We start from the raw sequence: 12164 nt of genomic DNA on the forward strand, positions 1-12164 counted from the left end.
CCCCGACCTTCGCTTTAGGAAAGCGCTGCTCTATCCTGCTGAGCTACCGGGCCTGGCCGCGCGGAGCGATGCCACGCGGGCGGGGCGGCGCCAAGAGCGGAGTTCGCCCCCGGGGGTGGCGTCGGATGGCTTCTGCCGTGCTGCAAAAGGGTTCAAGCCTGGAACCCAAGTCGACGACGGCGCCGCGACAGGAGACAGCTGAACGCCCGGCATCCGTTCCGGGAAGCCCGTCGCACCAGCACCGGCAGGCGGTCGAGCCCGTCCGGAGACCCGGGCGCCGGGAGGCGGGGTGGGCTGGACGGTCGCCGGGACCAGGCCTTCGACCCGTGCGCCCTTCGCCGGAAATCAGCCCGCCCGAAGCCTCACGCCGCCTGGGCGGCCCTTCGCGCCGCCAGGGCCGCCTTGGTGGCGTCATAACGCGCCCGGGTGATGTTGTAGCGGGCGTAACAGACGGCGGCGATGAGGCCCGGAATGGTGGCGAGGATCCCGTCCACAAACACAAGGTTGAACAGAACCTCGTCAGGCACCTGCCCCGGCGTCGCCTTCGGCGGGAAGCTGATCGCAAAGAGGGCGAACCCCGCAAGGGCGGCGCCAAGAGCCTGGTCGATCTTGGCCGCAAGGTTTCGGGTCGAGTAGAGGACCCCCTCCTGCCTGACCCCGTGGGCGAGCTCGTTTTCATCGGCGATGTCGGCGAGGGCGGACATCACCGTGATGCTGAGGATGCTGGCGCCAGCAGCCCCCACCGCCGAAAAGGCGATGAGCATGGGAGTCAGACCGGGCGTTTGTGCGGTCAGAACGCCGGTCATGCCGAGAATCATCGGTATGGCGGGGCCAATCGAGAAGACGACGGCCCAGATGATCATGTTGAGGCGCTTGTCGAGCCGTTGATGCATCCGCGCCGAGAACAGGAAGCCGGTGGCGTAACCCACGAAGCTGCCGATCACGAACCACTTCAGCTGCTCGCTCGTAAGGCCCCAGAAGAAGGTGTTCACATAGAGATTGAGGCCGCTTCTGACGCCGATCATCATCGACAGGAAGAAGAAGGCGATCAGGAGCCACATGTAGTTCCGGTTCCCGAGGGCCTTTCCGACATCCTTGAGGAACTCCAGGGGGCTGAACCGCGGCAGCTGTTCCGGCGCCTTTGGCAGACGGGCGATCTGGTCTCGGGTGAACCAGGCCGATGTGAGCAACAGGGCCATAGCTGCAAGGCCGCATGCAACCGCAAAGGGACCATAGGGTTCCGGATTGAGAAGGCCCCTCGGATACTCAGGGGTGGCCTTGAAGACGAAGTGGAGCGCCAGGAAGTTCATCCCCGCTCCGCCGGCCCAGGTGAAAAAATTGTTCCAGCTCAAGACCTTGGAGCGTTCGATGTAGTCGGAGGACAGTTCGCCTCCCAACGCTAGGTGCGGGGTGTTGAAGAGGCTGATCGAGACCCTCATGAAGCTCACCGAAAGGGCGAACCAGAGGAACAGGACCAGATCAGACGCCCCCGGCGGCGGGTTGAAGACCGCGATCACCGAAAGGGCGATCGGGATCGGCGCTGCAAAGAGGTAGCCATGCCGTCGCCCGAACCGCCCCTTGGTGCGATCGGAGAGAGAGCCGATTACCGGATCCGCAAAACCGTCGAAAATCAGGCTCGCGGAAACCGCCAGCCCGGCGAGAACAGCGCTCAGCCCCAGGATCTGGTTATAATAGAGCATGGCGTAGGAGCCGACCGTGGCGAGGATGATGGAGTCGCCGACGGATCCGATCCCGAAGAAGAACTTTGTGCGAAGCGGCAGCCGGTCGACGGTGTCGGCCTGGGCGCTGGACATGAACTCACTCCCTGAGAATGGACCGCGACCCGGTTCGTGGCCAGGACGTCGGGAACGCTCGAAATCACCCTGCTGCGGCCCCCATTCGCGCAACCCCCGCATCCAACGGGCAGAACGCCCCAAGGTCAACTGTCCGGACGGCGCGCTTTCCCCTTCCCCGGGCGGGGGCTAGGATACGGGGGAGGATTCTGCATCGCCCGGAAGGACCCATGATGACCCAGGCCGCGCCCTTCGCCGTCGACGGCCCCCTGGCCCCTCCCCTCGCCCGGCTGCTTGCCTACTGGGAAGGACTGAGGCGCGGCCAGGCGGAGATTCCGTTCTGGGACGACCTGTCGGAGGTGAAGATCGAGGCCTCCGGCGCGGAGACCTTCATCCTCGACGTCTTCAGTCGGCCGGAGCGCTTCCGTTTCAACGACCTGGAGGTTGCGCCCCCGGCGGTGCAGCGCGACCTGCTCCTGGGCCTCTTCCTGGACGACGTCGACCTGCCTGAGGTCTTCGCCCTCCTCCGCGCTCAGGCCAGCGCTACGGTGGAGCTGATGCGCCCGACCCTTCACGTAACCCCTGGCGGCCAGCGCCTCCTCCTGCCCGCCTGGGGCGAGGGGGAGGTGCGCATGCTGGTGGGCGGCTTGGTGCGGAGCTAACCGCCCTCCAGGATATCGATCCGCACGCCGGGCCTCAGCCGCCGGATATCGGCGCTGCGGGCCATGCCGGAGCCGGGAGAGATCAGGGTCGCCGAGGCGGCGGCGACGGCGGTCGCCAGCGCCTCCTGCGGCGAACGCGCCCGCGACAGTTCCCAGACCAGACCTGCCAGGAAACTGTCGCCAGCGCCCACAGTCGAGACCGGGGTAATCGGCAGGGCAAGGGCGTGGGCGGCGAAACCGGCCCCCACCAGAAGGGCGCCCTCCCGCCCCAGGCTCACGGCCACCCAGGCGGCGCGACCGTCATCGACCAGCTCCCGGGCAGCGGCCAACCGGGAGGAGAGATCAGGCAGGTCCCGGCCCAGGCATTCCTGCAACTCCTGCAGGTTGGGTTTCACGAGCCAGACCCCGGCCTCCAGTCCGGCCCTCAGCCCCTCGCCGGAGGCGTCGAGGGCAAGCCTTACGCCTGTCCGGCGGGCAACCCGGGCGAGACGGGCGAGCCGCCTGGGGTCCATTCCGTCCGGAAGGCTGCCGCTGGCGACCAGCACGTCCGGTCGGGGTGACAGCTCTGCAAGCGCGGTCTCCAGCGCCCGGATCTCCCTCTCCCGCAACCTCGGGCCCGGCAGCACGAATCGGAACTCGGCGTCCCGGGAACGGTCAAAGACAGTGAAGCTCTGGCGGGTCTCCTCGGCGACCGGGATCACCCGGAAGTCCAGCCCCTCGGCGGGTAGAAGAGCCTGGAGGGCGTCTCCGGTCGAGCCGCCGAGGGGCAGGATGCAGGTCGCCCGACCGCCGAGCTGGCCCACGACCCGGGCGACGTTCACCCCGCCGCCGCCAGCATCCTGCCGGGGGGTATCGCAGCGCAACTTGTTCTCTGGCTCGACAACGTCCACGCCGGTCTGGAGGTCCAGCGCCGGATTGAAGGTCAGGGTCGCGAGGACCGGTGCAGTTCTGGCTCTTGTCATGCTCCCGGCTCCTGGCGAGTCCCGAGACCAGATGGACCTGATCCACCGATTCCCGCCAGCGGGATGCAGTCAGAGGATGCCGGGCGCCCGCAGCCAGTCCTTGATGTCATGGTTGGAGACCTTCAGCAGGTCCTTCGGAATCTCCGCCATGAGGCGCTTTCGCGCCGTTTCCGAGAGCCTCTCCCGGATCGCCTTGAGGAGACGCGGCGGGGCGGCGATCACCAGATGCTCGTACTCGCCCTTCCGGGCCTGGTTGTTGAGGAGATCGGCGAGGTCCTTTGCGAACGCCTCTCGCCGCCGGTCCGCAAGACCGTGTCGTCCTGTCCCGTGGCGCATTGAGATGGCGCTCTCGAAGGAAACGCCGGGCGGGCCCTGGTGATGAGGCACGCTAGGTGGCTTCATCTCTCCGAGGGTGACAGGATCGGCATGGTCATGGGCCCGCTCGATCCAGCGGGCGCCGCCACCGGCGGCGACGAGGATCCGGGTGCGTTCCGAGTGGGTCAATCTGGACTCTCCGTCGTCTGGGACACCCCCCCGGCCGGGCCGGGGGCGGAAAATGCGGCTGTCTCGCCGGGTGGGATGACGTTCGGAGGCGCGCCACGATGGCAGCCCGCCCCGGCGAGGACAAGCAACAGCCCGAGCGCCAGGCGTGGACCGACCCGCGGCCCATCCCGAAGGCGGACCAGCTCGCCGGCAAGGGCGTTCGTCATGCGGAAAACCTCCGATCGTCGCCGGGACGTCACAACGACTGAGGTCGGCCCACCTTGATCTGACGCAAAGGATCGCGAGGAAAACCGCTGTCAGGGCAGCGGCAAGGTCTCCAGCCAGGCTGCTATGTCCTCCACATCGGCATCTCCCAGCTTCAGAGGCGGCATGTTGAAGTGACCCGTCTCGTCGATTTCAGTGAGTCGGGCGCGCAGGCTGTGGGCGCGGTAGTTCTCGGCAAGCGCCGTGAAGGAGGGGGCCTCGCCCGGGCGGGCCTTGCCCGAAAGGGAGTGACAGGCCCCGCACTTGGCCTCCGCCAGAAGCTGGCCCCGCGCTGCGGACGGGCCTGGCGTCGTCGGGGAGGTGACGCAGCCGCTGATGACGGCGGCGAACGCCAGGGCGATGGGAAGAGCGAGAGAAATCCTGCCGTGGGTGGATGTCATGGCTTCAGGTCTCCTTGACGGTGACAATCAGGTCCGCGATCCGCCGGATCAGCGCTTCCCGCGCCTCGGGGGCCATGCCCTCGAGGCGCTCATTCAGGTCGAGAATGAGTTGGGCGCGGGCGTTGTGCCAGTCAGGCGCGGCGGCGAGCCCGGGGGCGATTCGCGGCGGAGGGGCGGGTCCGGCGATGGCCCCGGCGGGGGTCAGGCGATAGGCCTGATCGACCTGGGGGATGATGATCCGTCCGGCCGGATGGCCGCCCTCTGTGAGCCTGCGGGCGAGGGCTTCCAGGGCGGGAGGCTCCCCATGATCGAGGAAAATCGATCCGGCGACCGGTCCGCGATCCGCCGCCCAGCGCGCGAGGCCCGGAGCGTCCGCGTGTCCCGAATAGACCTCGATGGTCCGGATGCGCGCCCGAACCCCGAAATCCTCGCCCTGAATCCGAACCCGACGGGCGCCGTCGACAAGAAGGCGGCCCAGGGTGCCGACCGCCTGATAGCCTGTGATGAGGACCGTGGCCTCCCTGTTCCAGAGCAGGCGCTTGAGGTGTTTTCGGACCCGGCCGGCGTCGCACATGCCGCTGGCCGCCATGATGATGTGCCACCCCCGAAGCTGCTCCAGCCGGTCGCTATCGGCTGGATCGGGGGTGAACTTCAGACGGCCTGCGCCATGCAGCGAGGTGAAAGGATTGACGCCGGTCGCCCGGTTCCAGCCCCTCGCCCGGAACACTTCGGTCACTTCGGACGCCATGGGTGAGTCCAGAAAGATGTCCGCCTCAGGGGCATGGCCATCGTCCATGATGGTCATGATGTCGGCCAGCAGTTCCTGGGAACGCTCGACAGCGAAGGCAGGGATGAGCAGAGGTCCGCCGGACGCGTGCGCTTCGTTCAGCTCCCGGGCCAGGAGGGCGCGCCGGGCGTCCGGGGTCACCCGTTCCCGGACCCGATCCCCGTAGGTGGACTCAAGGATCAGGTGATCGATACCCGAGGGTCCCTCGGGATCGGGCATGTAGTCCCGGCCGCCCGGGCCGATGTCACCTGAGAAGAGCATGCGGATGAGGCCCTCCCCGCTTTCGGCCCGGACTTCCACCGAAGCCCCGCCTAGGATGTGCCCGGCCTCCCACCAGATAGCCTCAAGCCCCGGCAGCACCGCGGTGGTCTCTCCCAGTCGGACCTTCACAAACCGGTCCATCACCCGCCTCGCGTCGGCCTCAGTGAAGATCGGCTCAACCAACTCCCTTCCGCGCCTCTGGTTCCGGCGGTTCAGGTGCCGCACCTCGCTCTCCTGGATGCCGCCCGCGTCGGCCAGCATGATCCTGCACAGGTCACGGGTCCCGGCGGTCGCGTAGATCGGGCCGTCGAAACCCGCCTTCATCAGCTTGGGCAGGAGACCTGAGTGGTCGATGTGGGCGTGGGTCAGGAGGACGGCGTCCACCTGACCCGGATCAAAGGGGAAAGGCTGGTAGTTCAGCGCCTTGAGGGTCTTGGAACCCTGGAACATCCCGCAGTCGACCAGGATCCTGAATCCCGGCCCCGCCAGTTCGGCGCAGGATCCCGTCACGCATCCCGCAGCGCCGTGAAAGACAAGATCAAGCGCCATGTTGGGACTCGCGCCTCCGCCGCCCCGCACCGGGGAGGCCGCAGCCTAGCGGAATCTTTGCCGTCCGCCACTCTAGGTAGTTCTCCGTAGGGAGCCGCCCCGGATAGGCCGCCCTCCGAGGGTTGGCTAGCCTGACCCTGTTGATCCCGAAGGAGCGGCGCAATGGCTCTCGCCTACGAGTACCAGGACGATCAGGTCCCCCCGATGGCCCGCAGGACGGGGGACTCTGCATCCTCCCTCTTCCGCATGGGGCTGACCATGGCCTTCGCCAAGGACGAGGAGATCTACGGCCAGGACGAGGACGCTGACCTTATCTACCGCGTCCTTGAGGGTGCGGTCCGGACCACTCGGATCATGGCTGACGGTCGCCGTCAGATCGGAGACTTCTACCTTCCTGGCGATACCTTCGGGTTTGAGTCCGGGGCGCGTCACAAGTTCGCGGCCGAGGCGGTCCGGGACAGCGTCGTGCTGGTGGTCAAGGCCTCCGCCCTGAGAGCCGCCGGCGGGGATCTTGAACGTTTGGGCTGGGAGGTCACCCGCCGTGAACTCGAACGGGCCCAGGAGCATCTTCTGCTGCTTGGCCGAAAGACGGCGTGCGAGCGGGTTGCAAGCTTCCTAAAGGGACTTGCCGACAAGTCCTCCGGCGCTCATGTCGTCGATCTGCCAATGGGCCGGCAGGACATGGCCGACTATCTGGGACTGACAATCGAGACCGTCTCGAGGATGCTGACCCAACTGCAGTCCAACCGGATCGTGTCCTTTTGCGCGACGCGGCAGTTCCGGGTGATCAATCCACGGGGCCTTGCCCGAATGGCCGATCAGGCCGTTTGATCCCATCGTCATTGCCCGCCCTCATGCGGTCAGGGCAGCCTTAAAGGAGGCGAGATCATGAGTTTCCGTTCCTTGCTCGTTCACGCCCAGCCCGGCGAGATCTCCCGGCTCCGCACGGAGGCGGCGGCCGCCTTGGCGCTGAAGCTGGATGCGCTCCTCATCGGACTGGGCGCCGAATCCATCCCGCCCATCGCCGCCACCGATCCCTACGGTTTCGGGACGGGTCAGTGGACGCCTCTGCTCTACGAACAGCAGACCCGAAATCTTGAGGCCGCCCGGGAGGCTTTCACCGCCCAGACCCAGGGCGTGCGAACCGAATGGCGCTCTGTAGGCGACCTGCCAACCATGGCCATGGCCCGGGTCGCCCGCGCCGTCGACCTGATCGTGGCCGGCGGACCGGTCGGCTCTGGGGATATCTACAATACTGCGAACACGCCTGAACTGCTGATCAGTTCCGGCCGTCCGATGCTGATCGTACCGCCGCACGGCGGACGCCTGGAGCCACGGCGCGTGCTGGTGGCCTGGAAGGACACGCGGGAGGCCCGGCGAGCCGTGTCGGACGCCTTGTCCTTCATGCACATGGCCGATGAAATCCTCGTCGTCGCTCTGGGCGACCGTGAGGACCAGGACGCGCTGCGCGCCCAGGCTGAAGACGTGGCCGGGATGATCGCAAGGCACAGCATGGCGCGCCCGCGGACCCATGTGGCGGTCTCTGGACGCGATGACGTCCAGGCAGATCTCCTCGCAGAGGCTGACCGGATGGACGCAGACCTCATCGTGTCCGGCGCCTATGGACACAGCCGCGCCTATGAGTGGGTGCTCGGCGGGGTGACCCGTCACCTGCTCCGCGCCTGCGAGCGTTTTGTCTTCCTGAGCCACTAGAGATTTCCTCCTAGGCCCGGGGACGTTACGACTCCCGGTCATGGACTCAGACATCCAGACGGATATCGAGAGCGAGCCCGTTCGCCGGCGGTGGCTGGCCTACGGCGTCGCGGTGGCGGCTGTGATGCTGGTCCTCATCGTCCGGGTGGCCTTCAGCCGGGAACCGTTCGAGCGGCTGGATCTGTTCCTGTTCGCACCCGCTCTTCTGGCGGCGGCGATCCCGGGCGGCGCCGGCCCGGTCCTCCTGGCGTCCCTGCTGGGTCTCGTCGGGGCGATCGCCCTGACTGGCGGGCGGCCTCTGATGGGGGCCGAGGAGACCGTCAATCTTGTCCTCTACCTCGCCGCTTCAGGCGCTGTCGCGGCGGCGGCGTGGCGGTTCCGGCAGATGTCCATGACGGCGCGGACCATGCTGGAGATCTCACAGCGGCGGCAGGATCACCTGCAGTCGATCCTCGATACTGTACCCGAGGCCATGATCGTCATTGATGAGATCGGGACGATCCGGTCATTCAGCGCGGCGGCCGAGCGCCTGTTCGGCTGGAGCTCCGCAGCGGCCGTAGGCCGTAACGTCAGGATGCTCATGCCGGAGCCTTACCAGCAGGGCCATGACGGTTATCTCGGGCGCTATCTGGAGACTGGAGAGCGACGCATCATCGGTATCGGCCGCGTCGCCGTTGGCCTGCGACGAGATGGGTCCACCTTTCCCATCGAGCTGGCGGTCGGTGAGATGCGGACAGGTCGAAGGCGCTTCTTCACCGGCTTCATTCGGGATCTCACCGAGCCCCAGGCGGCCGAGAGGCGGCTGCAGGACATGCAGTCCGAACTGATCCACGTCTCCCGGCTGACCTCCATGGGCGAAATGGCGTCCGCGCTTGCCCACGAACTGAACCAGCCGCTGTCGGCAATCGCCAGCTACATGAAGGGTTCCGTCCGCCTGATGGACTCCGAGGCGCCCGATCTGGAGCGGGTCCGGGACGCCCTGGCCGCCGCCGGAGAGCAGGCTCTGCGCGCCGGGGAGATCATCCGCCGGCTTCGGGCCTTTGTCGGCAAGGGCGAGGCGGCGATGCGGATCGAGGCCCTGCCGAAGCTCCTTGAGGAGGCCGGAGCCCTGGCGATGATGGGGGCCAGGGATTCCGGCGTCCGCCTGACATTCAAGATTGAACCCGGGATCGGGCCCGTCCTGGCGGACAAGGTCCAGGTCCAGCAGGTTGTGCTGAACCTCATGCGCAACGCGGTCGAGGCGATGAACGAATCGCCTGTCCGCGAGCTTTCCGTGGCCACCCGCTCAGTGGAAGGAGGATGGGTTGAGGTCGAGATCGCCGACACGGGACCAGGCCTGGCGCCTGAGGTGCTGGAGAGGATCTTCCAGCCCTTTGTCACCACCAAGGAGGCGGGTATGGGGGTCGGGCTCTCGATCTGCCGAACCATCATTGAAGCTCACGGGGGCGAGATCAGTGCCCGGAACAGGCCGGAAGGTGGCGCCGCGTTCCGTTTCACGCTACGAAGCGGAGAGCTTCCGCTCGCCGATGAGGCAGATCCATGAGCTCCGCTCCCCGTCTGGTGCATGTCATCGATGACGACGACGCCGTGCGTGCGTCCCTCACCTTCCTTCTGGAGACCGCCGGCCTCTCGTGCCAGGCTTGGGACTCGGCGATCACCTTCCTCGATGATGCCGGGCGGCCCCCGGGCGATTGTATTGTCACCGACGTCCGGATGCCCGGAATGACGGGGCTCCAACTCGTCGCAGAGCTCAAGTCGCGGGGCGTAGGGACTCCCGTCATCGTCATTACCGGCCACGGGGATGTTCCGATGGCGGTAGAGGCGCTGAAACGCGGCGTGTCGGATTTTCTCGAAAAACCCTTCGACGATGAAGCCCTCCTCGAGGCGATCGGCGAGGCCGTCCGCAAGGCGTCTCATCCGGATCCGTCGGAGGGAGAAAACATCTTCTCGACCATGCTGGCCTCTCTCTCTCCGCGGGAGACCGAAGTCCTTCAGGGCGTCGTCGATGGCAAGGCCAACAAGGTCATCGCCCGGGACCTGGGCATCAGTCCACGGACAGTGGAGGTCTACCGCGCGAACGTGATGACCAAGACCGGGGCGAAGAGCCTTTCGGAACTGGTCCGGATGTCGATCCTCGCCGGCTTCTGAAAGCTTGCGATGGATCAAGGCTGAGACCGAGACTGCGAAGCAGTCTTGAGTCGAGTTCGCGACCTTGGGCGCTTCATGCCATCAAGTCCTATTCCCGTTCCGACCCTTGTGCTCGTCGACGACGACGTGGCCCTTCGCAGCGCCCTGAAGTTCGCCCTCGAGCTCGAGGGGTACCGCGTGCACGCCTTTGCGTCGGGGGAGGACCTCCTGGCCGCGGAACTCCCCGCCGCCAACATCTGTCTGGTCGTGGATGAAAACCTGCCCGGAATGAGCGGGCTGGACTCCGTGGGGGCGCTAAGGGCCCGGTCGCAGGATCTGCCCGCGCTCCTGATCACCAGCCATCCCGGCCCCGGTCTGCGCCAGAGGGCCCGCAGGATGCGGGTTCCCATCGTCGAGAAACCCCTGATCGACGACCGGTTGGTCCGGAACATCCGCTGCGCCCTCGGCCAGCCGCCGGCCGCCTGACCCCCTCAGATTGCCTCCCGGCAGGCGACTCCGTATAGCTTGGGGGGTCGCTGAGTGGAGCGGAAACCTGAACATGTCGCACTCCGGCGCCCATGAAGCGGATCCCCGGGCCCTGATCTCCCAGCCCGCCTACCGTCTGGCGGCGCTGGACCCCGACTTCCTGCTCGGGGACAGCATGCGCGGCGTCCGGTTTCTTCTGGAGTACGAGAAGGCGGACCAGACCCTTCGTTCGTGGGGCATCAGGTCAACCATCGTGGTTTTCGGCTCGGCGCGCATCCGTGAGGAGGATCCCGGGGAGAAGGGACGCTGGTACTCGGAGGCGAGGGCCTTTGGTCGCATCGCCTCGGAACGCGGTGGCGCACTGGATGGCCCGACAGGATCCGGCCCCCGCGACAACGTGATCGCCACAGGCGGCGGGCCCGGACTGATGGAAGCCGCAAACCGCGGGGCGGCCGATGCCGGCGCGCCGACCATCGGCTTCAACATCTCCCTCCCGCACGAGCAGTTCCCCAACCCCTGGATCACCCCAGGGCTGGCCTTCCGTTTCCACTACTTCGCCATGCGGAAGATGCACCTCGCGATGCGGGCCAACGCTCTTGTGGCCTTTCCCGGCGGTTTCGGGACCCTGGACGAACTCTTCGAGATCCTCACCCTGGTCCAGACCGGCAAGGGGCCGGGGGTGCCGATCGTCCTCTTTGACGAAGCCTACTGGCGCAGCCTGGTGAATTTCGAGGTCCTGGTCGAACGGGGAATGATCGACGCGGACGACCTGAAGCTGTTGCGTTTCGCCAGCTCAGCAGAAGAAACCTGGACCAGCGTGAGCGCGGGCGTCCTGGCTGCGGAAGGGGGAATCAGGCGGTGACCGGTCCAGCGCCCAGGACCTCACCCCTGGCCGAGCTTCTGGGCTTCCTGGGATCCGCCCTGGCGGGGCTGGGCGTTCTGCGGCGTCGGGCGGCTCCCCTCCCCGAGGTTCCGCCGGCGAACGGCCAGGAGAACCCGGAACCGCCGGCGCCCGAGAGCGAGGCGGCGAGTCGCCGGAATGAGTGAAGGAGACCTCTTTTGGCCAAGCTGAACCTGGGATGCGGCTTCGATCGTCGGGACGGCTTCGTCAACGCCGACAGCTTTCCGGAGTGCAAGCCCGATGTCCTGATGGACATCGAGAAGACGCCCTGGCCGTTCGAGGATGACATGTTCGAGTATGTGCTGCTGAAGCACGTCCTGGAGCATGTCGGAGCCGACTTCGCGGGCTTCCGGAGCGTGATGCGGGAACTCTACAGGGTCACCGCGCCGGATGGGCTCATCGAAATCCATGTTCCGCACTTCCGGCATGACACCTATTGGTCCGACCCGACGCATGTGCGGCCCTTCACGCTTCTGACCTTCGAGATGATGTCGAAGGCCAAGAACGATGAGTGGATCGCCCGCCGAGCCAACTACTCGATGATCGCTTACGCCCTCGGCGTGGACTTCGAGGTCGCGCAGGCGAGCCAGGTTTACGACCCCCGCTGGCTGGAGAGGGAGCGACTTGGAGAAGTCACCCGGGACCAGCTCCGAACCTGGGCGGGAGAGCGGTGGAACGTGGTGAAGGAGCTGCACGTCACCCTGAGGGCGAAAAAGCCCTTCGACCGCTGAAATCTAGCGTCGGACCACAGTGAAGCGCGCCAGCTCATTTCTCG

15 protein-coding genes are annotated in these 12164 nt (G+C 66.7%); 9 read left to right on the forward strand and 6 right to left on the reverse strand.

Annotated features, from left to right (window positions below; translation table 11 throughout):
• Positions 1 to 362: 362 nt before the first annotated feature.
• Positions 363 to 1814: an MFS transporter gene (locus INE98_RS09375; protein WP_293538457.1), complete on the reverse strand. Its 1452-nt coding sequence runs from the start codon at positions 1812 to 1814 to the stop codon at positions 363 to 365.
• 209 nt (positions 1815 to 2023) lie between these two features.
• On the opposite strand from INE98_RS09375, the gene INE98_RS09380 reads away from it, so the two are divergent.
• Positions 2024 to 2455, forward strand: a complete 432-nt coding sequence (locus INE98_RS09380) for a hypothetical protein (RefSeq protein ID WP_293538459.1) — start codon at positions 2024 to 2026, stop codon at positions 2453 to 2455.
• Here the strand turns inward: INE98_RS09380 and INE98_RS09385 are convergent.
• The 5 genes from INE98_RS09385 to INE98_RS09405 all read right to left on the reverse strand — a co-directional run bounded on the left by INE98_RS09385 (position 2452) and on the right by INE98_RS09405 (position 6162).
• On the reverse strand, positions 2452 to 3417 hold the full coding sequence (locus INE98_RS09385) for a 1-phosphofructokinase family hexose kinase (RefSeq protein ID WP_293538460.1): 966 nt from the start codon (positions 3415 to 3417) through the stop codon (positions 2452 to 2454). The genes INE98_RS09380 and INE98_RS09385 overlap by 4 nt on opposite strands.
• A 69-nt stretch (positions 3418 to 3486) precedes the next feature.
• The gene (locus INE98_RS09390) at positions 3487 to 3921 is read right to left on the reverse strand and encodes a host attachment protein (RefSeq protein WP_293538461.1); all 435 of its coding nucleotides are present in this window, start codon (positions 3919 to 3921) and stop codon (positions 3487 to 3489) included.
• Positions 3918 to 4127, reverse strand: a complete 210-nt coding sequence (locus tag INE98_RS09395) for a hypothetical protein (RefSeq protein WP_293538462.1) — start codon at positions 4125 to 4127, stop codon at positions 3918 to 3920. The genes INE98_RS09390 and INE98_RS09395 overlap by 4 nt, the downstream gene beginning before the upstream one ends.
• Before the next feature lie 90 nt (positions 4128 to 4217).
• On the reverse strand, positions 4218 to 4565 hold the full coding sequence (locus INE98_RS09400; RefSeq protein WP_293538463.1) for a cytochrome c: 348 nt from the start codon (positions 4563 to 4565) through the stop codon (positions 4218 to 4220).
• Between the two features lie 4 nt (positions 4566 to 4569).
• Positions 4570 to 6162 (reverse strand): MBL fold metallo-hydrolase, encoded by a 1593-nt coding sequence (locus INE98_RS09405; RefSeq protein WP_293538465.1) that lies wholly within the window; start codon positions 6160 to 6162, stop codon positions 4570 to 4572.
• Between the two features lie 162 nt (positions 6163 to 6324).
• Between INE98_RS09405 and INE98_RS09410 the strand changes: the two genes are divergently transcribed.
• From INE98_RS09410 to INE98_RS09445, 8 genes are all read left to right on the forward strand, one after another.
• Complete coding sequence (locus tag INE98_RS09410) at positions 6325 to 6993, forward strand: helix-turn-helix domain-containing protein (protein WP_293538467.1); 669 nt, start codon at positions 6325 to 6327, stop codon at positions 6991 to 6993.
• A gap of 57 nt (positions 6994 to 7050) precedes the next feature.
• Positions 7051 to 7875: a universal stress protein gene (locus tag INE98_RS09415; protein WP_293538468.1), complete on the forward strand. Its 825-nt coding sequence runs from the start codon at positions 7051 to 7053 to the stop codon at positions 7873 to 7875.
• A 40-nt stretch (positions 7876 to 7915) separates the two neighbouring features.
• Positions 7916 to 9418 (forward strand): PAS domain-containing sensor histidine kinase, encoded by a 1503-nt coding sequence (locus INE98_RS09420; RefSeq protein WP_293538470.1) that lies wholly within the window; start codon positions 7916 to 7918, stop codon positions 9416 to 9418.
• Complete coding sequence (fixJ, locus tag INE98_RS09425; RefSeq protein WP_293538471.1) at positions 9415 to 10023, forward strand: response regulator FixJ; 609 nt, start codon at positions 9415 to 9417, stop codon at positions 10021 to 10023. Before INE98_RS09420 ends, fixJ begins: the two co-directional genes overlap by 4 nt.
• A 75-nt stretch (positions 10024 to 10098) precedes the next feature.
• Positions 10099 to 10488, forward strand: coding sequence for a response regulator (locus INE98_RS09430; protein ID WP_293538473.1), 390 nt, complete (start codon positions 10099 to 10101; stop codon positions 10486 to 10488).
• Between the two features lie 73 nt (positions 10489 to 10561).
• Entirely contained in the window at positions 10562 to 11350 is a 789-nt protein-coding gene (locus tag INE98_RS09435) for a TIGR00730 family Rossman fold protein (RefSeq protein ID WP_293538475.1), read from the forward strand.
• A complete protein-coding gene (locus tag INE98_RS09440) occupies positions 11347 to 11535 on the forward strand; it encodes a hypothetical protein (RefSeq protein ID WP_293538476.1) in 189 nt (62 codons plus the stop codon). The genes INE98_RS09435 and INE98_RS09440 overlap by 4 nt, the downstream gene beginning before the upstream one ends.
• A gap of 12 nt (positions 11536 to 11547) precedes the next feature.
• Positions 11548 to 12120 (forward strand): methyltransferase domain-containing protein, encoded by a 573-nt coding sequence (locus INE98_RS09445; RefSeq protein WP_293538478.1) that lies wholly within the window; start codon positions 11548 to 11550, stop codon positions 12118 to 12120.
• Positions 12121 to 12164: the final 44 nt, after the last annotated feature.

Origin of the sequence: Phenylobacterium sp. (assembly GCF_020253645.1) — a bacterium.
In the GTDB taxonomy this organism is placed as follows: domain Bacteria; phylum Pseudomonadota; class Alphaproteobacteria; order Caulobacterales; family Caulobacteraceae; genus Phenylobacterium.

What these genes read in the sequence shown, in the direction of transcription:
- INE98_RS09430 (WP_293538473.1), top strand. Translation starts at nt 10,099, where the DNA reads ATGCCATCAAGTCCTATTCCCGTTCCGACCCTTGTGCTCGTCGACGAC.
- INE98_RS09375 (WP_293538457.1), bottom strand. Translation starts at nt 1,814, where the DNA reads ATGTCCAGCGCCCAGGCCGACACCGTCGACCGGCTGCCGCTTCGCACA.
- INE98_RS09415 (WP_293538468.1), top strand. Translation starts at nt 7,051, where the DNA reads ATGAGTTTCCGTTCCTTGCTCGTTCACGCCCAGCCCGGCGAGATCTCC.
- INE98_RS09385 (WP_293538460.1), bottom strand. Translation starts at nt 3,417, where the DNA reads ATGACAAGAGCCAGAACTGCACCGGTCCTCGCGACCCTGACCTTCAAT.
- INE98_RS09400 (WP_293538463.1), bottom strand. Translation starts at nt 4,565, where the DNA reads ATGACATCCACCCACGGCAGGATTTCTCTCGCTCTTCCCATCGCCCTG.
- INE98_RS09435 (WP_293538475.1), top strand. Translation starts at nt 10,562, where the DNA reads ATGTCGCACTCCGGCGCCCATGAAGCGGATCCCCGGGCCCTGATCTCC.
- INE98_RS09420 (WP_293538470.1), top strand. Translation starts at nt 7,916, where the DNA reads ATGGACTCAGACATCCAGACGGATATCGAGAGCGAGCCCGTTCGCCGG.
- fixJ (WP_293538471.1), top strand. Translation starts at nt 9,415, where the DNA reads ATGAGCTCCGCTCCCCGTCTGGTGCATGTCATCGATGACGACGACGCC.
- INE98_RS09380 (WP_293538459.1), top strand. Translation starts at nt 2,024, where the DNA reads ATGATGACCCAGGCCGCGCCCTTCGCCGTCGACGGCCCCCTGGCCCCT.
- INE98_RS09405 (WP_293538465.1), bottom strand. Translation starts at nt 6,162, where the DNA reads ATGGCGCTTGATCTTGTCTTTCACGGCGCTGCGGGATGCGTGACGGGA.
- INE98_RS09410 (WP_293538467.1), top strand. Translation starts at nt 6,325, where the DNA reads ATGGCTCTCGCCTACGAGTACCAGGACGATCAGGTCCCCCCGATGGCC.
- INE98_RS09395 (WP_293538462.1), bottom strand. Translation starts at nt 4,127, where the DNA reads ATGACGAACGCCCTTGCCGGCGAGCTGGTCCGCCTTCGGGATGGGCCG.